This window comes from Paenibacillus nasutitermitis, from assembly GCF_014641075.1.
Classification (GTDB): Bacteria; Bacillota; Bacilli; order Paenibacillales; family Paenibacillaceae; genus Paenibacillus_Z; species Paenibacillus_Z nasutitermitis.
Window position 1 is genome coordinate 18,296 of sequence record NZ_BMHP01000017.1, and the last position, 18,691, is coordinate 36,986.

Sequence of the window (18,691 nt, forward strand, 5' to 3'; positions counted from 1 at the left end):
TCGACTAGAGATGTAAGCGTGCTTCAGGCCTCAGCGTGCAACAAGCTCGGCCGTCCCTTTAATCGTCCATTCAATAGGTTCTATAATATTGAATATGCGCGGGTAGATCATTCTAACAATAAGCACGACACCCGGGCGCTTCAACGTCACCGTGTAGCCGTAATATGAATTGCGGTATGTATAAGGAAAAACATGATCATCATTAATAACCTCAAAAACAAGCACCTCGACCCGGTCACGCAGCATGCTTTCAGGCAAAGGCTCGCCATCTCCATTTAATTGCAGATTGGTCTGCAAATAACGCCCCGCGTTTCTGTAGGCTGCCGCTTCATCAATATGCAATCTGCCATCCGCCAGGGCAACGCGGTCGACCTGCTGTGCGGCGGCATGGGCTGCCCGATTGACGGCATGTTTCCCCTGGTATAAGGCGGTCATCGCAATTTCCTCATCCGTCTGCAGTGCGTGCATCGCCATCCAAACGGCCATCATAAGCATGATCAGCACCATTTTGTACATATCACTTCACCGCTCCTTCCTTCGTATAGGCATGAAGCGGCAAAGGACCTGCTTCGTTACGGGACGTATTCACTCATCTTCATTCCGACCGCCCTTAGCTTCGTCGAAGTCTGGGACGGCGCAAGCCCGATCAGCCTGTCAATTTCAAACAAGCCTTCAACCGGATAGCTGATCGCAAGCGATAGACCAACCCCGCGGGGCAAGGGATTCGCGGAATTCGCTGCATCACTGCCGTTCGTGGAGCCCACTTCGAAAGTGATGTCAGCCGTCTGCAAACCATACGCGGCCAGACGCTGACGTGATTGCTGCATCATCGCATTGTCGATATAGCCATGGTCGCCGTTGGAACCGATCTCAAGCATATAATCGACTTCCTGCTGCAAAACAGCCTGCCGGACAATCAGAACATGCTTGTAGATTGGAGAAAACATGAACCAGCAGAGCATCGCGGCAAAAAGAATAAACACAAGCAAGCTTTTCACGGACTCAACCTCCGAATCGAATCACTCATATGGCTGCCGTTTCGGTACAACTGGGACTTCGTCCCCTGCTCGCCTTCTGTAATGTTTGTATACAGGATAATCACGACAACAATGAGCAGCAACGACATCAATATTGCCCGTATATCAGCCACCTCCTTACAATTCGGACATCATGAGCGCTGAACTGTTTATTCGTCATGCGCCCTGCACAAGACCAATAATCGGCTATAGATGGCGTTCGCCGCTTATTGTGGATTAATTGCTCCAATTTTTGTGTTTGCTGCATCACCCTGCGTTTTTATTTGCGCCTGGGTTCCAGTTGTATCTTTCGCAATGATGGCATTGAACAGCAGGACCACGACAACCAGCATCATAACCGTCATAAGAATATTACGCATCCTCTCACCTCCTTGTCAGACTGTACGCCTTGTCTTTCGCTTAGGGCTACTATCCGTTAATTTAAGGAACTGAACAGCTTCTGACCTTCCCTTACCCAAGGGTAGATGAAGATTTGAAAAGTATACAGAATCGGAATGCCGGCAAGGACAAATAAAATGTAAGAGGTTGATTCCTTGCGGCTTTCTTTGGCCAGCTCCAGCTTCTCCTTATAGTCGTTGATGCGGTCGCGGAGCAAATCATAATAATGCTCGCTCTCGTGCAGCCGGAGGGAGTCGATCGTTTCCACAAAGCTGAGCCCCTCTTCCGTGCCGAGCCGCAGCTTGAATCGCCTGAGCGCGCCCTCGGCATCGTGATACCATTCCCCAAGCATCACCTGCATATCAGCTCGCATGGTCCGGGTAAACGGCAGGCAGCGCATCAGCTTGGTGTGAATATGCAGCGAGGATCCAGCCAAATATAATAGCTGATTGCTGACGACATAGATTTCTTTGGTCATTCTCTCCGAACGCGATTTACGAAAAGTCTCCAGCAAAGGCAGATCCCACAGGACGAGAAGCACTGCTGCAACCAGCAACAAAGGTGCGAAATAACGCGGCAGGAATGGCAGCGGCCAGCAGGAAATCCCGTAAGCGGCGGCAGCCCAGAGCGGCAGGGCGGCCAGAAACAACCGTCTTGTCAGGACATATAACGCCGGATCGCCGGAGTAGCCGCATCCTGCGAGTACACGCTCCCGCTCCTTGAAGGAAGGGGAGGTTCGGCTGAGACGCACTATTTCAAGCCATTTCTCCGAAATCCGTTTGTGCTGCCACTTGAAAGCGGCGATATAAGCAAACCGCGGTTTGCGCACAAGTAAAGCACGGAGCAGCGTATAAAGGAAAATAAATCCCAGCACATACTGCCCCGCCAAAGCCCCCCAAACCACTAAACGTTCCATCCTTCATCTCCTAAGGTGTTTGCGTTAGCAAACACAGCATCGTAAGCATCCACTTTGGTGTTTGCGTTAGCAAACACAGCATCGGAAGCATCCACTTTGGTGTTTGCGTCAGCAAACACAGCATCGTAAGCATCCACTTTGGTGTTTGCGTCAGCAAACACAGCATCGTAAGCATCCGCTTTGACAGCGGTCACATTTTTTTGCGTGATAGCCATAAGCCCATAACAAATGAAACAAAGATGAGGACAATGGCATTGAGCAGCAAGTCCCGCCCTTTAGGGTCGGCAATATAGTAGAGATAAGCGGTTTCCGGCGTATAATGAAAGTTGATAGCCAGGAACAATCCCAGGAACAGCACCGGCGAGAAGTTAGCCATCCGGATTTCCAGCAGTTTGTTCCGCTCCTGCTGGTTGGCTCGGCGGGCTTTGCGCATATCCGTTATCAGATCTTTCAGGTTGTCGGCGATGGGATGTCCTTCAGCCAACCCGGCCCGGACAATATTGACAAAATAGTCCGCCCACACATGTCCGAGCGAAGCTGCAAAAATCCGCAAGCTGGCCTCATCATCCCCGCGAACCGAGACATTCCGGTAAAGCTGCTCAAATACCGCCTGCATGGGGCCGAGCAGCCTTTTCTCTTCTACCGTACGCTGCAAAGCAGTACGAATTTGCTTTCCCCCGCTGACCAGACAACACTGGTAGAACAGCTCCACAGCCGGCAGAAAATCAATTCGCGTCTTCATCTGTTGATGAATAAGCAGCATCCGCAGCAGCGTATACGGCAATGCTCCCATTACGGTTCCCAGCAGAATCGTACCTTTAAGACTTTGAAAAAGCAGCAGGCCGGCACTCGACCCGCCCAGCAGCAGACTAAGAGTCAGAATAAAAATGGTGCCGGGGTCCGCTCCCAGACGCAGTGATTCCAGCAGTTCGCACATATGCCGGTACAGCCGTTCATAGCGCCCGAGAAACCGGTCCAGCCGCTGCTTCAGCTGACGGCGCTGGCGGTATTGCAGCCGGCTTTGCTGCTGATGACGGACAAACCAGGCTTGCAGCAGCTGGCGGAAGCAGATAAACAGCATGATAAACAGCGTCGCTACAAATGCCAGCAAGGCTAGCTTCATCATTATCACCTTGTGACCTCCTTGCCTGAATATCCGCTTCCCGCGAAGGAGGCTTCGGCGGTTTTAATCCGGGCAGCCGTCTTGGGTGACAAGGCGGAAGGATATTCCCAATCGCCGGAAGCCTCATTGAAGACCGCCCAATCCCGCACGGTAACCTCGCCATCCGCCCAGCCGAGCTCGGCAAGCCGGACTACACGGCGCTTGCCTGCCACAAACCGCATCTCAATTCCGATTTGGGTTACATATTCGGCGATCCGTTTCGTCAGACGCTCCGGGTTCATTCCCCGTCCATCCAACATGCACATATCCGCAATCGCTTCCGGAACATCCTCCAGAGCATTGGCGTGCACCGTCGTCATACTGCCGGAATGTCCACGCGTACACGCCCGAACGTAAATATTGGCGTCCTCATCGCGAATTTCCGCATGGATGATGCGCTGCGGAGATTGCCGGAGAGCCAACTTGAAGGCTTGAGTAGCTTGATGCTGCGGATCTTCCTCATCCGCTTCGTATTCCACTGTATTCTTGTCCGGAAAATCCCGTCTGAGCATCATTTCATGACGCCCTTCAATGGTAATAATCCGTTCCTCGTCAGGAATTTCACCAATCATAGCTTTGATGAAATGCGTTTTGCCCGAGTTGGTGGGTCCGATTACGACAATATTGAAGCGAGCTTTCAAAATGCTCACCACCATGTCCCGTATGCGGCCGCTCATTGTTCCGTACTCCGGTTCGCACAAAGCGTGCAAGTGGAATTTACGCACCGTGTAGAATCGCAAAGTCAATGTGGGCTGCGACGTGTAGCCAAACCCTGTCATGGTGACGCGAGTGCCGTCACGGAGCATAACCTCTGCCCATCGTTTGCGGGGATTGAACCGGTCGTTGTTGTAAAGCACCAGATTTTGCTGGATCCGCTCCACCTCCCGCAGCGATTCGAAAGCATAAGCCGAAGGCCGGCTGCTGCCATCCCTGACCTCGAATATCCGCGTGCCGACAACCTGAATTTCTTCGAGTCCTTCCCTGTGGAGCAAAACCAGTTCCAGCACGCTAAGGCCAATGACCTCTGCAAACAAAGCTTCGGCCAGCGAGGAATACAGGTGCGGGTAGCCCGGAATTTCATGAATCCGCTGGCGCAGCAGCCGCTCGGCAATAACGGCCAGGATCTGCTCTCGCTCTGCGGAATAGCCGATGACCGCCCGATTCAGCTTTTCGTTGTACAGCCGCCGCTCCTCCTCCGTAGCGCCGCGGGGCATTGCGAGATAACTGCGGATATCCTCCGCAAGTCGGACAAAATCCTCCTCGCCTCCCTGTTTCATCTCCTCCATACCGCCTTGTACCTGTTCAAGCGCACGGAGCCGGGAGGAAAAAGCTGCAGGGGAGAAACGCCCTTCACTCATTATGTGCTCACCCCGTCCCGATGGGTCATCAGCTTCCTGTACCACGGCTGTGCATGCAAGCCCGGCCGCCTGGGAAGACCGTACCGCTGAATAATATGCTGCACCGGCTGCGCCATAGCCTGCTTGCCCTGCTCATCCGATACCAGCCATTGGTCAAGCGTCCCGCTATCCAGTTGGGAAAGCATCGGCTCGGATAATTTCAATTCGCCCAATAAAGGCACACCTAGCTCATTGCATATCTCTTTCACGTGAAATCCTCCGTTTCTCCATGTTGTCTGTATAATGATGGCCTCATATTGATCGCCCGGAATTCCGAACAAAGGAGAAAGCTGCTTCAGCCAACGTTGGCCATCCTCCTGGAAATGCGATAGCGCACCGGTCGTTACCACCAACCGGAGGCTTGCGCCGCGCAGTGCGCATAAGGTAGCCGCATTATCCCAGTAAGCGCCGACGTCGGCAATAACAATATCGAATGTTTGCCGTGCTACATCAAGCAGATGATCCACTTCTTCCGAGGTGAAGAATTCCGCTTGGTCCCGCAGCACGTTGCCGAACAATACATGCAACCCTTCTATGACGCTATGCGTTGCTAATAGAAGCTTCTCGGGATGAAGGGACAATGAGCGCAGCTCCGGACGCAGGGAATCCAGGGTTTCCAAAGGATTGTCCACGCCGAGATAGCGGTGAGACTTGGCGCTTTTCAGGTTCAGGCACAGGTAGCCGACTTTGGCATTCGTATCCTGGGCTATCCGGCAAGCGGCTGCAAGAGCGGCTATCGACGTTCCGATATTTGGCGTTGTTCCCATAAAAGTGACTAGCGGCGAGTGCATGCTCACGACCCCGCCTCCGTCTGCGTATAGGCAGCATCCATGATATCAAGCGACTGGGAGGAATAAGCGATCACGATCCGCGCTTTCCCGGCCTTGCAAAGTGAATCCAGTTCCAGCCACTGCTCCTCCTGCAGATTGAGATTAATGTAATCGATCATCCCGTTGGCATCCCGCCTGGAGGCATACATTTTCTCTTTATCTCCGCTTGCCAGCGACATTAAATTGGGATTGGTCGTATCATCGATTTCGATATTGGCCGAGCTTTTGACCGATGCGACCGTCACCGGCTGTTCGAACAGACGCTCAGAGACGATTTCCTCCCCCGTCAGGTAGAGGACGACCTTGTCGCCTGCACGGATACCGTTGGAGACCGATAACACATAATCGCGCGGGATTTGGAAAGTCGACTGGGTACGGCTTGGCAGAAGCCTGAATTTATCCACCTTCCACTGCAGCAGCGGCTCGCCTTGTCCAAGCGGGACAACGGCCTCCATTCCGTTTACGGCCTCGACGTCAAGCACCATTTCCGAATTGTAGGAAGCTTTGGCTACCTGCTTCACACCCAGCATGTCCTTGGTGATCCGTTCCCCCGCCGGTACAAACCTGTTGGGTACGATGACGGCCACTGTTTCCTGGAACTCCACTTGGCGCAGCTGGAGCAAATATACACCGTAAACAAGCAATGCGGACAAAACAGCTGCTGCGGCACTGATCCATACATTCCGTCTTCTGTTCATCGCGAGTTCCTTCCCGCAGCCTGATAGCGAACAAAAAAAGAACGCAGCAAGGGCATAATGCCCAAGCATGCGTTCTTCGCATAGTCGTCGCTATTGATCTGCTGTATATAATGACATCATAATAGCAAACAAGCTTCCTACTGTCTACACAAAATTGGAAAATTGTCGGATATTAACCATTTTTGTCGAGTTTGTAATGAAGTCCCGAGAGAACAAAATCATTCATATCCGCAATTAATGCTTCTATGTCCATGACTTCCGGCTCCAGTATAGGAGCGAAATATTCTGTTTGCTTATGGAACATAATGACGCCCAGAACTGTCATCAGCGTGTTGTTCAGGGAACGGAATCGAAATAAACCCTGTTCTCTTCCCTGTTGAAGCATTTCCCGCAAATGCTTCCATAACGGGAACGACATTTTGCGCAGCACATCAATACGCGGCGTATTAAATAAAATTTCCTGCTGGAGCAGCTGCACCATATAGGGCTCCAACATCCGAAACTCCGTAACGCCGCGAATAATATCTTTGACGCCCTGTACAGGATCGGAAGGTTTTTTTGCCAATTCTTCAATCTGTCCGATCGGAAAGAAATTCTCAAATAAGGCGAGGAACACATTTTCCTTACCGCCGAAATAGTAGGATACCAACGCAACGTTCGCGCCCGCTTCATCGCATATTTGGCGCACGCTTGTTCCGTCATACCCTTGTTTGGCGAATAACTTCTTGGCCGCCTGCAGCAGCCGTATCTTCACGTCTGGCTCTTCAGAATGCATGCGTACCTCAGCCTCCTCTATGCCGATCCATGACTGACTTTGCTATAATTATGAACGCACATTGGAGAAGAAGCAAGCGTCTCATGTCCGATTACGCGGACCGTGAACCCACCACAGCCTGAGCCTGAGGCTGCGCCGCACGCTGTCTGCGCAAACTGACGACAAGCACGCTGATCGCAATGGCAGCCAACATAATAATCAACAGACTGCCTGCCTGGGAACCGATCCCCGGACCTCCGAACAGCAGGTTCATGCTCCCTTCCACAGCGTAAGTGGCCGGCAGGAAATGGCCCAGATTCCCGTAAAAGCCGGAAAGCAGCTCCCGCGGCAGCATTGCCCCCGAGGTTACAAGCTGGGCAGACAGCAGAATGATGTTAAACAGCATTCCAGCCATACCGAATGCAATCAGGAACAGCTGTGCAACGAACATAAATGTCAGAATAAATAGGGCCTGGAACCCCCACATGGCCAGAAACCCATGTTCCGCCTGACCGCCCAGGGCCAGAACCAGCGACGAGCCAACAAGCGAAACAATGATAGCTGCGGCGACATTTATAATGCCCCGTGCCCCGAACTGCTTGTATCGGCTAACGGTTGCGCCGATTGCCATGGAAGACTGCTGAACGTTCATACCCATAATCATGGCACCTACATAAGAAGCAAGCACCAGCATCATCGGCACCATTTGATTGTTCATCCCGTCCACAGGATTCGAATAACGGATATCAGAAGTAACTCTCTCAGACAACGCAGCCGCAGCCGCTCCTGCCTGTTCCCCGGGAAGCTTCACCTGCGTCAGCACCGATTTGACGCCCTGCCCGATCGCTTCTTTATTGACAGCTGCCGTAATTTGCGATGCTATGGAGCTCATCATGCTTTTGATCAGCGCTGGATTAGACTCATTAATGCTGTACTGCAAGGCCGCGCTCCCGTCCTGCTTCATCAGCGACGCGCTGAATTCCGCCGGGATGGTCAGCACCATCTGCAGCTTGCGCTCATTCAACTGCCGCTGGGCCTCCTCCGCATTCCCTACCGTTTCGATATGAACGGGCAGCGATTGACTAAGCTGGTCCACGATAGCCGGTCCCATTTGGCTGTCCTCAGCCACGATTCCTATCGTCAGCTGGTCCAGCCGGTCTACATTGGTAACTCCATTGTAACCCGTCATCCAAATGACGGAAAAAATAACCTGAAACATGATCGCCGTAATAATGCCGATCAGTGTAGTCGGTCTTTTCAGAAATGCAAATATCGCCTGCTTCATTTTCCCAGCTCCTATATCTCTCAATTAATCAACCGTTTTAAACAATTGTTTTAAACGTATGTTTAGAATATAACGCAGCTCTTATTCCGCTGTCAATAACGTTTTATTTGCAGACAAAAAGTACCGCCAAACTCCCAGAGGAGTCCGCGGTACGGAACTTCATATCTCAATTGGTCGAGCTTCGGCGCTAATGGATGCCCGAATCCGCCGATGCCGGTTTTGCTTCTTTGCCTCTTTCTCTGCCTGTGACTGTCAGCCGTGAATTGCCCATAAACATAACGGTCATCAGCGCCAGCCCCGCCGGAATAAGCCCCCACATGAACATTCTGGAGATGGAGCTTGAAAGGGCGTCGACAATTTTGTCCATGATATCCTGCGGAATGGCTGCCCGTTTCTCCGGCGACAGCAGCTCGCGGATATTGCCCAGGGATTCTCCGCTGCCTGAGGCTCCTGCAAAGGAATCCTTCATCGTACCGGTCAACAAATTGCGCTGGAGGATCCCAAAAACCGTCAGCCCCACGGTCATACCCAGGGAGCGGATGAAAGCAAGCGTTGAATTAGCCGAGCCTCTTTGCCGCATATCGAAGGCATGAATGCCTGCCATCCCGAGTACCGAAAAAGAGAAACCGACCCCGAGCCCGGCTACAACCATATACACCGACAGCAGAAATTTGGAAGTTTCCGGAGTGATCGTACTGAGCAAAAACGTGCCCAGGACGAACAGCAGCGCAGAGAAAATCATCACATTGCGGTAGGTCGTTCTGGTCGCCCCAAAGCCGCCGATCTGGGCCGAAACAACGGATCCCAGCGTCATAGGAAGCAGGATTAATCCAGAATTTGTCGCCGTACCTCCTGTCACTCCTTGCACGTAAATCGGAATATACATGGCAAAGGTAATAAACACCGCTCCATAAAACAAGCTTGCCAGCGTGCTGGCCGCAAACAGCTGCTGACGGAACATGGAATAGGAAATAATCGGCTCCTCCGCCTTGGTTTCAACATACAGAAATACCGCAAGCAGCACAGCCGCAATCCCGAATAGAGCAAGGATGGTGGCGGAGCCCCAGGCATACTCCTGGCCGCCCAGCTCCAGGGCAAACATTAATGCGACAATCGAGCCGACAAGCGTTGCCGCTCCCCACCAATCAATCCGCTGCCTGGAATGCTCCATCGATTCCTTGTAGAACATCAGGATCAGCGCAAGCGCGATGAATCCGACAGGCAGATTGATATAAAATATCCAGCGCCAATGGATATGGTCGGTAATATAAGCACCCAGCAGCGGACCGAACAGACTGGATGTGCCGAATACGGCGCCGAAAAGTCCGCCCATGCCGCCTCTTTTTTCTGCCGGAATAATGTCAAACATAATGGTAAACGCAATCGGCACAAGAGCCCCGCCGCCGATGCCCTGAATGGCTCGGTAAATACTCAGCTCTACAATGTTGTGGGCTGTACCGCACAGGACCGAGCCCAATAAAAACAGGAAAATGCCCAGAACGAAAAACCTTTTGCGTCCGTACATGTCGGACAACTTGCCGAATATGGGCATTGCGGCCATTTCCGTGACCAAATATGCGGAAGTCACCCATACAAACTTGTCGACGCCGCCAAGATCGGAAACAATCGTCCCCATTGCCGTAGCAACGATCGTATTGTCAATGGCGGCTACCAGAATGCCGAGCAGCAGGCCGGCGACGACCAATCCCAACCTGCTTTGCTGCTGTGTCATCTATCATTCATCTCCTTTTCTTTGTACATGAATTATTTGATCTGCCTCCGGTCATGGGCCACTGAATCTTTATGGAGAGTAAGCGAACTGCGGTACTCCACAAGTCCAATATCGCAAGCGGGACCAATCACCACGTTATTGCCGCGGATCACATCCGCCTTCGTATATTCGACATAAACGCTGTCGCCTTCAATCGTCTCGGTTCTCATCTGAACCGCACCCGCTCTTGTAAAAAGCTCTTTGATTCCCTGCCATTTGGCCCGCTTCACCTTGATCCGCTCACCGCCGACTTCCTTTGCATAACAAGGGCCGTACATACCGACCTCAACCTGATCCGCAGACAACAGGCCGTTTATTTGGAAAGCCCCGTCAATCCGAAAACCTTCCGCTTCGCATTCCCCTCCGACATCAAGCTGCCCTTTGATTTTAAAGAGCCCGCCTTTGGCGTTTCCCGTTATTTTGAGCTGCCCAAGCAAGGACAGACGGGAAGCTCTCAGATCGCCATTGACCACGATTTCACCTACCATTCTTGCGCTGCGTGCGGTGAAAGAGCCGCTGATTACGGAATTACCGGTACAAACCAGCGAGTCGCTTTCCGTATCCCCGTGGATTTCGGCTTCTCCAGTAATCCGGATGCTGTCGAATACACCGCCGGACGCAGAACCTGTGCCGGTGATTTTTAATTTAGGCTGCGTATTTTTCACACTGTTCCCCCCTTATCCTTTGATACGATGGTTTACCTTGGCATCCGGATGAACGATCAGCTCGGTACGGTATTCCGCCCGATCGATGATGCAGCCTGGACCGATAAATATCCGACTGCCGCGGACGATTGCCGCCTTGGTCCCTTCCAGTTGAATGTCGTCCCCTTCAATAAGACCTGTTGTCAAATGCGGGTCAAATACAGGAATGAGCCATTGGAACAGCTTTGACCACAAGCTGCGCTCGGATTTCTTAATCTCGATGTTTTCTCCGCCGATTTCCTTCACCCGGCATCGCCCGTAAAGCTGAATATCGATCCTGTCGGCATTGAGCATGCCGTTTATCGTGAATCCTCCGCGGGAGGTGAATTGCTCAGCCTCGCAATCGCCTCGGAGCTTGAGCAAGCCCTCCACATGAATTTCGTCGGCGGTCATCCGTCCATAAACACTTACATCACCGTCAAGCTGAATGTCAGGCGCATGAATGCCGCCCTCCGCACTCATTTTCCCTTTGACCTCCAGATGCGCGGCACGGATGCTGCCCCTGATTGTCGCAACCCCGTTGACCCGGAAATTTTCGCAGCTCAGATCCCCTTCCACTTTCCCCACTCCATCTATATTAACGGAGCGGTATTCTCCACCCGATGCCGTCCCCAAACCACTGAGATTCAGATTCCTGTCTATACTCTTCGCCATCCTTATCCCCTCCTAGGCAAGCCTCATTCTCAACTCTTCTATGCAATCCGCTGCCGACAGCCGGAGCACCTGCTTCACTCCATGATCAAAGTGGACGGTCTCGGCATGGCCCAGCAGGAAAAATATCGATACGCCCATCTTCCGGATGAATACAATTTCGCACCCCTTATCGCCAAAATCCGCGAAATGCTTTTCCAGCGTCGAGATCAGCAGATTGCCTTCCTCCAGACTCATTTCACCGGTTTGCAGCATTTTATCGGCCATAAACAGAAATAGAATCTTTTGAAAAGACAGTACGGCTTGCTCGGGAAGCTCGCCTGCGAAACGCCTGACGACAACCTCCGAAACAATGTTACGCTTCCAGCAGTCACCTTTGCTCAATGTGAAATCATTCAGGTCCGGAGACAGCTTCCCTACCAATTCATCCAATGACACATCGTCCTTCAAATGAAGAATCTTGTCGATCCGCGGCAAGATCAGATCCCTTGGGAAAAAGGTCTCCTGTCCCGTAAATACGGACTTTCGGATGAACCATTCTTCCGGAATCAGCTGTTTTCGTTTCCACCGGTAAAGCTGGCCGTAAGAAATACCGGTCTGCTCAAGCAGTTCCTTCTTGGAAATCAATTCACGCTCCATGTTGATCATCTCTCCTATGGTCGTAACATAACATTGTTACGATGAAAAGACAAATTATTTCTTCGCAGCTCTTATTGTATCGGAGTATGCAGCTGGCAAATAGCGTCGCTGGACCGAAAATCATCTCCGTCTGCAGACTGACGCCGGCTCGTCCAGATCTTACCCTGCCGGACGCTCAACCGGCTATCTCCCTGCCTTGTTCCCCTATCCCTCTAATTCCGGAAAGGTTTTAACCATCCGTACATGTGGGATGCCCTCTTCCATGAACATTCCGGAAACTGGGTGGTAACCCATCTTCAGATAAAAAGCTTCGGCATGCATTTGCCCATGCAGTTTGGCGCCGGCAGCCCCCAATTCTCTTGCGATTTCCTCCATCGCCGCGACCAGCTCTCTTCCCAATCCATACTTGCGATGGGAAGCAAGCACACAGATACGCTCCAGCTTCGCGGTATCGCCGATCATTCTGACCCGCCCCGCGCCGACAGGCTGATCCCCATCCATAATGACCACATGCTGCGCCATCTCATCATGCTCGTCAATTTCGATTCCAATCGGTACGCCCTGCTCATCCACGAAAACCGTTTTTCGGACCTCAAAAGCTCTCTGTCTATCTTCCGGTGTTAACGCTCTTCTGAGCTCCATCTGATTCATTCCTCTCCATAGGCCCGTTACAATAATCGGATGCCCCTATTACTGACAGCTCAACGGTCTGAAAATTAAAAAAACAGGGCGGTTACCGCCCTGTTTCAAGTCTGATACGATTAGAAACGCACCGCTTAAAAATCGATCAGGCCGACACTGATTTGCAAGGATTCATCCACCTTGCGCATCGTTTCGTCGTCCAGATGCGTAATTTTATCCGTCAACCTTTGTTTGTCGATTGTCCGGATCTGTTCCAGTAAAATGACCGAATCCCGGTCAAACCCATGTGACGCCGCATCTATTTCCACATGCGTAGGCAGTTTCGCCTTTTGAATCTGTGCCGTAATGGCCGCTACAATAACCGTCGGACTGAAACGGTTGCCAATATCGTTCTGAATGACCAGTACAGGACGCACACCGCCCTGTTCCGATCCCACTACAGGAGACAAATCTGCAAAAAACACATCGCCGCGTTTCACAATCAACCTCTACACCCCGCTTACGAGTCGGCCAAGCGTATCGCCGGCATCTTCCTCCGCTTGAAAAGCTTCCGATGCCATAACCAGGTTGATTTTCGCCATTTCTAAATATCCGCGCTGCATCGACTCGCGGATTTGACGCTTCTTGCGTTCAACTAAATACAACTTCATCGCCTGACGAATAAATTCGCTGCGGTTTGAGTTTTCTTTGGCAACGATCCCGTCAACTTCTTCTAACAAATGATCCGGCAAGCTGATCATTATCCTCTTGGTGTTTTGCAAATTGGCCACCAAAGTCGCACCCCCAAAACATTTCCAGCAAAAGCGCACTATCAGTATTGCATTGTTGTGATCGTATTATACACCATCATATCTATGCGCACGATATATCAAGTATGCTGCATCCTAGAATAGATGCCGAGTATGCCAATTAACTCTTGTTCTACACTAATTCGAGGCAAATCGTCAATATCCTCTTAATCCGGCACATTTTTTGAAAGGAAATATTTATGCGCTAGTCGAGCAGCGGATTTTCTACCGCTGCCTGCCTGTCGCCGCGTATATAAATACGCGGAACCCGTGAAGCAATCATGCACGTAACCTCATAATTGATTGTTCCCAAAATCGCTGCTACTTCGTCAGCCGTTATCGTCTCGCCGTCCTGAGTGCCGATAAGCACGACCTCTTCTCCCGCCACAACCGGCTGCTGGTCTGCCGAATCCACCCCGTTCAAAGCAATCATGCACTGATCCATGCAAATCGTCCCCAAAACCGGGACCCGCCTGCCGCGCACAAGCGCTATAGCTTTGCCGCTCATCATCCGGCTGAAGCCGTCGGCATATCCGATCGGAAGCGTGCCGATCCGTTCTCCATCCGCTACGGTCACGTAACGGGAACCATAGCTGATTCCCCAGCCTTCCGGCACGGCTTTCACCATCGCAATCTGTGTCTTCAGCGATAAGACCGGCTTAAGCCGGATGCGGCTGCGGTTCACTTCGAGGGACGGATACATGCCGTACATGCTGATTCCAAGCCGCAGCATCCCGCAGCCAAGCTCAGGCGTATCAATCCCAGCGGCACTGTTGGCCGCATGAACCAAGGGAATATCCAGGCCGGCATGTTTAACCTCGCGCACAAAAGCGGTGAATCGTTCATACTGAAGCTGCGTGTAGGATTTATCCGCTTCATCCGCGCGGGCATAATGGGTGAACATCCCCTCAACGAACAAACGCGGTTCAACCGCCGCCCGCTTAACGAAAGAAAGCGCCTCAGCTCCCGGAAGCAGACCCAGCCGCCCCATCCCGGTATCCACTTTCACATGGACCGTCAGCCGTTTGCCGTTGTCGGACAGCCTTGATGCCGCCTCCAGGATATCCTCGCGGAACAGGGCAACAGCAATATTGCAATCTCTTGCTACTGCAAGCCCTTCCGGCGGCACATAGCCAAGAACGAGAATGGGGGTTTGAATACCGCCCTTTCTAAGCTCTATCGCTTCATCCAGAAAAGCGACCCCCAGATAATCGATGCCGCAGGCTTCCGCTTCTCTGGCAACCTCTACGGCTCCATGCCCGTATGCATTTGCTTTGACGGATGCCATCATCCGCATTCCTTCCGGTATCGCCTTGCGAAAGGCATGCAGATTATGCGCCAGCGCATCCAGCGATATTTCAGCCCTGGTAGGGCGGTAATACGCGTCCAAAACCTTCCACCTTCTTCTCATTCTAAACACTGCAAACGCCCGCTGTAAGGAGAGACCCCTTACACACGGGCGTTTGCTTATTTATACCCTAGCCCTATGTTAAACGTTTGGGCTTAAGGCTGTCAATGAAACGGACCATTCCTTTATTTACTCATTTCGCCTTGAACGGACTGGGCCACCTTCACCATCTCAATATCCGGCAGCGTAGCGCTGGTGATCCGGAATTCAATTCCATTGTAGGTCCAGGTCAGCGTCTTCTGCTCGTCGCCGCTCATTTGTCCGAGGGTGAAGCCCAGATCCACCATTTCCCCCTTCATCAAGGAAACAGACTGATCATGGGGCTGTGTTTCAATCAGCGTATAATCATAATCGCCCGTGTAGCGGATCATAAAGCCCGGATTGCCGCCAAAGACAATCTCTTGCTGATCCTTCTCCGAGACGCCTTCCGGCAGGTAAGAAGGCTCCATGGCGGTAAAGGTTTGACCGCCGGCCTGTGTACCGGCATTTTCAGCTGGCGCCAACGTATCATCCGCTTTCTCATCAGGTGAAGACGGGCCGCCGCTTGCTCCATCATCCTCCGCCTTCGCACCGTCAGCTTCATCGTCCGGCTTGGTATGGGCGCTGTCATCTTGCGTGTCCTTCGGCTGCTTGTCGCCGGAGTTCTGTTCCACGACGCCGTCAGGCGTAAGCGCGGCATCATTCTCGATGTCCGTATTCGAGCCGTCTTCTTCGGGATGAGCCATCGTCGGTTGATTGCCCGTGCTGCTCTCCATATTGCGCTGGGTATCGAAGACGCTCTTGTCGAGCTTGGAGCCAAACTCAAATGTGTTGAATTTGACCTCTACCATCACGGAAGCATTGGTGTCGCTCACTTCCACTTTGCTCGGGGCGTAATCCGCTTTATTGAGCCAAATCTTCTGCCGCGCCAGCGAACCGTTCTGATAATTGGCCATCACATCAAATACGTAGTTGTCCTTGTCAACGGTAAATTGCCGGGAATTGTCGAGCAAAATACTGGATACCAGCGTCTGGTACAAGTAAACCTGGCCTTGATTGGCCGGCCAGTCGCTCTGAAAACGGAATACCTTGTTCAGACGGGGCGTCAGAACAAACACGCCTTCGTCGTTACGCAGCACGATCTGGGAAATATCCTTTTTCGCATTGGTTAGCTCGATTCTGTAGTACTGGGGCTTCTGGTAGGAAACATCAACCTGGTACTCCAGCGGCTGCTGGCCGGTATGCAACGTCATCGTGCCCGAACCGTGATAACTTTCCATTTTGTTCACTGTCTGGTCCAAATCCTTGACAACCGAATTCGCGTCCTTAGTCCCGCAACCGGCGAGCACCGCCGTGGCGCACAGCAAGATGGCTGCGATGAAACTGATTCGACGACGCATGAGATCAACCCCTCATCACAAGTTTTTTAAACGTATCCGGAGCTGTACGTGACCAACAGGAGAGGTTCTCTCCATGGCTCGTACGGGACAAGGCCGTTTACGCTTGACTTGTACATATCTATGAGGGGACTTGGACAATTATGCGGACTAGTTTGACAAGCATGACAAGCAAATGAGCCGGCACGCGGCCGGCTCATCAATCAGGTTATGAATTTACCGGCTGGCCTGATACTTGCTTCTCTCCGGCTGATAACTGCTTAACGCTTGATGAAAGCGGTGAAAGGGATCCGCCAGACGATCGATATTCCTCTTGATGTTTTTGTGGATCGGCTCACTGGTATAATAATAGAACTGATCGATATTTTTATCCAGCTTGTCTCTAAGGGATAGTATAAAGTCAGGATTGCCCTGCTTCTGTGCAAGCAGGTCCAGATCCTCCGCCAGCGCTGCGCTTAGCTCCTGCATATCCGGGATATCCAAGCCCTTCTTCATAAAGAACATTTCCGGCGTAAAATCCTCGCGGTAATCCTGTCCTGGAACCTGGTCCCAGAAATCATTCCATTCCTCCAGCAGGCCTGTTTTGTACAGCATATATTTCAGGAACCCGCACAACCACGCCGTACAGCTCGTATTCCGCAGCTGGCAACCGACCTGATCAGAGAGATTGCGGCAGCCGCTGCAGCAGGATCCGCCATGAAAGATGCACACTTTGCAAATGTGACTGATACCGATCTCCTGCAAGGCGTTTAGCCCCGTATCGATAACCTGCTCTCTCGTAACCAGCTTCATTTCCCGGTGGGACTGAGATTTTGCGCTTGCCAGGCCGTTGTTGGTTGATCCGGACATCAGCACCTTCTCCAATCTCATCTGTAGTTAATCAAGGTACATTTCATAATTTGTTGCTGTTAGTATACCCCACCATACAGACTTAGCTCAAATATTTGAGCGTTCACCCCCTTATCGACTTGAATTATTTGTAATAAGTGATATCATTATTATATCACTATGATATTAAATTTGGAGGGGTTCACATGCAGGAACGTAAAGCCTGGCACGCAAACGGTTTTCTGGCTCTGCTCTTGTCGCTTATTTTGGTTGGCGGAGCCATTGTTCTGTTCATTGTCGGCGGAACACAGGAGAATTCCGGGGATTCCGGTGCATTATCCATCATTCTTGGCATTGTGGCGATGATGCTTGGATTTGTGATCATGACTTCACTTACGGTCGTGCAGCCTAATCAAGCCAAAATCATTACTTTCTTCGGCAAATACAAGGGAACTGTTGTGGACAGCGGACTTTGGATTGTCATTCCGTTCACCGGCAAAAGCCGCGTATCCCTGAAGGTTCGCAACTTTAACAGCCAGAAGCTAAAGGTAAATGACGCTTCAGGCAACCCTGTCGAAATTGCTGCTGTTATTGTTTTCAAAGTCACGGACACGGCCAAAGCTTCTTTTGATGTGGACAATTACGAGAAATTCGTCGAAATTCAAAGCGAAACTGCAGTTCGGCATATTGCCGCCCAATATCCGTACGATTCCTATGAAGATGACGGTTCCTTCTCCCTTCGCGGCAATGCCGACGAAGTATCTTCGCAGCTGATGGCAGAGCTGCAAACCCGGCTGATGGTCGCCGGTGTCCAGGTACTTGAGACCCGTCTTTCCCATTTGGCTTATGCCCCGGAAATCGCCAATGCGATGCTGCAGCGCCAGCAGGCAGCGGCTATCGTATCTGCAAGACATAAAATTGTAGACGGCGCTGTAGGGATGGTGGAATCAGCCCTTCAGCAGTTGGAGCTTCGCGGCATCGTACTCGATGACGAGCGTCGTGCGGCCATGATTAACAACCTGATGGTGGCCATTGTGTCCGAACGCGGCATGACACCGGTCATCAATGCAGGCACGCTTTACTCCTAGAGCTGGATCAACCCTATGGCTAAAGAACGCAAGGCGTTCCCGCTCCGTCTCGATGTCGAGCTGCACCAGGCTCTTGAGAAGTGGGCTGCAGATGAGTTTCGCAGCGTGAACGCGCATATTGAGTTTCTGCTGCGCGATGCCCTGCGCAAAGCAGGGCGTCTGAAGCGGATCGCTCCGCCACAAACGCCTGAGGAAGAACAGGATACGAATGAAACGAAGGATGCATGATTGATTTCCTCAAAGTCATGGGTTAATTCATCCGGGTTATTGATCAGAAGAGTGCAGCCGGAAGCTTCGGCCGCGCTCTTTTACCATTCAGATTCGAAAAAGGCGGGTTGC

23 protein-coding genes are annotated in these 18,691 nt (G+C 51.8%); 2 read left to right on the forward strand and 21 right to left on the reverse strand.

What is annotated here, in order from left to right; translation table 11 throughout:
* Positions 1-30: 30 nt before the first annotated feature.
* The 21 genes from IEY46_RS35145 to IEY46_RS35245 all read right to left on the reverse strand — a co-directional run bounded on the left by IEY46_RS35145 (position 31) and on the right by IEY46_RS35245 (position 17,285).
* The gene (locus IEY46_RS35145; RefSeq protein ID WP_189000752.1) at positions 31-516 is read right to left on the reverse strand and encodes a hypothetical protein; all 486 of its coding nucleotides are present in this window, start codon (positions 514-516) and stop codon (positions 31-33) included.
* Between the two features lie 56 nt (positions 517-572).
* Positions 573-998, reverse strand: a complete 426-nt coding sequence (locus IEY46_RS35150; protein ID WP_189000755.1) for a hypothetical protein — start codon at positions 996-998, stop codon at positions 573-575.
* Positions 999-1,243: 245 nt separating this feature from the next.
* On the reverse strand, positions 1,244-1,396 hold the full coding sequence (locus IEY46_RS35155; RefSeq protein ID WP_189000758.1) for a hypothetical protein: 153 nt from the start codon (positions 1,394-1,396) through the stop codon (positions 1,244-1,246).
* A gap of 56 nt (positions 1,397-1,452) precedes the next feature.
* A complete protein-coding gene (locus IEY46_RS35160) occupies positions 1,453-2,331 on the reverse strand; it encodes a hypothetical protein (protein WP_189000761.1) in 879 nt (292 codons plus the stop codon).
* Entirely contained in the window at positions 2,319-2,546 is a 228-nt protein-coding gene (locus IEY46_RS35165; RefSeq protein WP_189000764.1) for a hypothetical protein, read from the reverse strand. Before IEY46_RS35165 ends, IEY46_RS35160 begins: the two co-directional genes overlap by 13 nt.
* Complete coding sequence (locus tag IEY46_RS35170; RefSeq protein ID WP_189000767.1) at positions 2,522-3,457, reverse strand: type II secretion system F family protein; 936 nt, start codon at positions 3,455-3,457, stop codon at positions 2,522-2,524. The genes IEY46_RS35165 and IEY46_RS35170 overlap by 25 nt, the downstream gene beginning before the upstream one ends.
* 2 nt (positions 3,458-3,459) lie before the next feature.
* On the reverse strand, positions 3,460-4,851 hold the full coding sequence (locus tag IEY46_RS35175; protein ID WP_189000770.1) for an ATPase, T2SS/T4P/T4SS family: 1,392 nt from the start codon (positions 4,849-4,851) through the stop codon (positions 3,460-3,462).
* Complete coding sequence (locus IEY46_RS35180) at positions 4,851-5,681, reverse strand: CpaE/TadZ family protein (RefSeq protein ID WP_189000847.1); 831 nt, start codon at positions 5,679-5,681, stop codon at positions 4,851-4,853. Before IEY46_RS35180 ends, IEY46_RS35175 begins: the two co-directional genes overlap by 1 nt.
* A gap of 2 nt (positions 5,682-5,683) precedes the next feature.
* Positions 5,684-6,418: an SAF domain-containing protein gene (locus IEY46_RS35185; RefSeq protein ID WP_189000774.1), complete on the reverse strand. Its 735-nt coding sequence runs from the start codon at positions 6,416-6,418 to the stop codon at positions 5,684-5,686.
* A gap of 172 nt (positions 6,419-6,590) precedes the next feature.
* Complete coding sequence (locus IEY46_RS35190; RefSeq protein ID WP_189000777.1) at positions 6,591-7,193, reverse strand: TetR family transcriptional regulator; 603 nt, start codon at positions 7,191-7,193, stop codon at positions 6,591-6,593.
* 91 nt (positions 7,194-7,284) lie between these two features.
* The gene (locus tag IEY46_RS35195; RefSeq protein WP_189000779.1) at positions 7,285-8,457 is read right to left on the reverse strand and encodes a YhgE/Pip domain-containing protein; all 1,173 of its coding nucleotides are present in this window, start codon (positions 8,455-8,457) and stop codon (positions 7,285-7,287) included.
* A gap of 187 nt (positions 8,458-8,644) precedes the next feature.
* On the reverse strand, positions 8,645-10,189 hold the full coding sequence (locus tag IEY46_RS35200) for an MDR family MFS transporter (protein WP_189000781.1): 1,545 nt from the start codon (positions 10,187-10,189) through the stop codon (positions 8,645-8,647).
* 32 nt (positions 10,190-10,221) lie between these two features.
* A complete protein-coding gene (locus tag IEY46_RS35205; RefSeq protein ID WP_189000783.1) occupies positions 10,222-10,893 on the reverse strand; it encodes a cell shape determination protein CcmA in 672 nt (223 codons plus the stop codon).
* A gap of 12 nt (positions 10,894-10,905) precedes the next feature.
* A complete protein-coding gene (locus IEY46_RS35210; protein WP_189000785.1) occupies positions 10,906-11,586 on the reverse strand; it encodes a polymer-forming cytoskeletal protein in 681 nt (226 codons plus the stop codon).
* A gap of 12 nt (positions 11,587-11,598) precedes the next feature.
* Complete coding sequence (locus tag IEY46_RS35215; RefSeq protein ID WP_189000787.1) at positions 11,599-12,222, reverse strand: YhbD family protein; 624 nt, start codon at positions 12,220-12,222, stop codon at positions 11,599-11,601.
* A 204-nt stretch (positions 12,223-12,426) separates the two neighbouring features.
* Complete coding sequence (locus IEY46_RS35220; RefSeq protein WP_189000850.1) at positions 12,427-12,864, reverse strand: GNAT family N-acetyltransferase; 438 nt, start codon at positions 12,862-12,864, stop codon at positions 12,427-12,429.
* A gap of 134 nt (positions 12,865-12,998) precedes the next feature.
* Positions 12,999-13,349: a type II toxin-antitoxin system PemK/MazF family toxin gene (locus IEY46_RS35225; RefSeq protein WP_189000789.1), complete on the reverse strand. Its 351-nt coding sequence runs from the start codon at positions 13,347-13,349 to the stop codon at positions 12,999-13,001.
* Between the two features lie 3 nt (positions 13,350-13,352).
* On the reverse strand, positions 13,353-13,634 hold the full coding sequence (locus IEY46_RS35230) for a CopG family ribbon-helix-helix protein (RefSeq protein WP_189000792.1): 282 nt from the start codon (positions 13,632-13,634) through the stop codon (positions 13,353-13,355).
* Between the two features lie 223 nt (positions 13,635-13,857).
* Complete coding sequence (gene alr, locus IEY46_RS35235) at positions 13,858-15,042, reverse strand: alanine racemase (protein ID WP_189000853.1); 1,185 nt, start codon at positions 15,040-15,042, stop codon at positions 13,858-13,860.
* Between the two features lie 143 nt (positions 15,043-15,185).
* Positions 15,186-16,439 (reverse strand): DUF4367 domain-containing protein, encoded by a 1,254-nt coding sequence (locus IEY46_RS35240; protein WP_189000795.1) that lies wholly within the window; start codon positions 16,437-16,439, stop codon positions 15,186-15,188.
* A gap of 213 nt (positions 16,440-16,652) precedes the next feature.
* The gene (locus tag IEY46_RS35245) at positions 16,653-17,285 is read right to left on the reverse strand and encodes a hypothetical protein (RefSeq protein ID WP_189000798.1); all 633 of its coding nucleotides are present in this window, start codon (positions 17,283-17,285) and stop codon (positions 16,653-16,655) included.
* Positions 17,286-17,470: 185 nt separating this feature from the next.
* Between IEY46_RS35245 and IEY46_RS35250 the strand changes: the two genes are divergently transcribed.
* Together IEY46_RS35250 and IEY46_RS35255 are read left to right on the forward strand one after the other, a co-directional pair.
* Complete coding sequence (locus IEY46_RS35250) at positions 17,471-18,352, forward strand: SPFH domain-containing protein (protein WP_189000801.1); 882 nt, start codon at positions 17,471-17,473, stop codon at positions 18,350-18,352.
* 15 nt (positions 18,353-18,367) lie between these two features.
* On the forward strand, positions 18,368-18,580 hold the full coding sequence (locus IEY46_RS35255; protein ID WP_189000804.1) for a type II toxin-antitoxin system antitoxin: 213 nt from the start codon (positions 18,368-18,370) through the stop codon (positions 18,578-18,580).
* Positions 18,581-18,691: the final 111 nt, after the last annotated feature.

What these genes read in the sequence shown, in the direction of transcription:
- IEY46_RS35220 (WP_189000850.1), bottom strand. Translation starts at nt 12,864, where the DNA reads ATGGAGCTCAGAAGAGCGTTAACACCGGAAGATAGACAGAGAGCTTTT.
- IEY46_RS35160 (WP_189000761.1), bottom strand. Translation starts at nt 2,331, where the DNA reads ATGGAACGTTTAGTGGTTTGGGGGGCTTTGGCGGGGCAGTATGTGCTG.
- IEY46_RS35190 (WP_189000777.1), bottom strand. Translation starts at nt 7,193, where the DNA reads ATGCATTCTGAAGAGCCAGACGTGAAGATACGGCTGCTGCAGGCGGCC.
- IEY46_RS35240 (WP_189000795.1), bottom strand. Translation starts at nt 16,439, where the DNA reads ATGCGTCGTCGAATCAGTTTCATCGCAGCCATCTTGCTGTGCGCCACG.
- IEY46_RS35180 (WP_189000847.1), bottom strand. Translation starts at nt 5,681, where the DNA reads ATGCACTCGCCGCTAGTCACTTTTATGGGAACAACGCCAAATATCGGA.
- IEY46_RS35245 (WP_189000798.1), bottom strand. Translation starts at nt 17,285, where the DNA reads ATGTCCGGATCAACCAACAACGGCCTGGCAAGCGCAAAATCTCAGTCC.
- IEY46_RS35250 (WP_189000801.1), top strand. Translation starts at nt 17,471, where the DNA reads ATGCAGGAACGTAAAGCCTGGCACGCAAACGGTTTTCTGGCTCTGCTC.
- IEY46_RS35195 (WP_189000779.1), bottom strand. Translation starts at nt 8,457, where the DNA reads ATGAAGCAGGCGATATTTGCATTTCTGAAAAGACCGACTACACTGATC.
- IEY46_RS35165 (WP_189000764.1), bottom strand. Translation starts at nt 2,546, where the DNA reads ATGGCTATCACGCAAAAAAATGTGACCGCTGTCAAAGCGGATGCTTAC.
- IEY46_RS35200 (WP_189000781.1), bottom strand. Translation starts at nt 10,189, where the DNA reads ATGACACAGCAGCAAAGCAGGTTGGGATTGGTCGTCGCCGGCCTGCTG.
- IEY46_RS35145 (WP_189000752.1), bottom strand. Translation starts at nt 516, where the DNA reads ATGTACAAAATGGTGCTGATCATGCTTATGATGGCCGTTTGGATGGCG.
- IEY46_RS35155 (WP_189000758.1), bottom strand. Translation starts at nt 1,396, where the DNA reads ATGCGTAATATTCTTATGACGGTTATGATGCTGGTTGTCGTGGTCCTG.
- IEY46_RS35175 (WP_189000770.1), bottom strand. Translation starts at nt 4,851, where the DNA reads ATGAGTGAAGGGCGTTTCTCCCCTGCAGCTTTTTCCTCCCGGCTCCGT.
- IEY46_RS35210 (WP_189000785.1), bottom strand. Translation starts at nt 11,586, where the DNA reads ATGGCGAAGAGTATAGACAGGAATCTGAATCTCAGTGGTTTGGGGACG.
- IEY46_RS35170 (WP_189000767.1), bottom strand. Translation starts at nt 3,457, where the DNA reads ATGATGAAGCTAGCCTTGCTGGCATTTGTAGCGACGCTGTTTATCATG.
- IEY46_RS35255 (WP_189000804.1), top strand. Translation starts at nt 18,368, where the DNA reads ATGGCTAAAGAACGCAAGGCGTTCCCGCTCCGTCTCGATGTCGAGCTG.
- IEY46_RS35185 (WP_189000774.1), bottom strand. Translation starts at nt 6,418, where the DNA reads ATGAACAGAAGACGGAATGTATGGATCAGTGCCGCAGCAGCTGTTTTG.
- IEY46_RS35215 (WP_189000787.1), bottom strand. Translation starts at nt 12,222, where the DNA reads ATGGAGCGTGAATTGATTTCCAAGAAGGAACTGCTTGAGCAGACCGGT.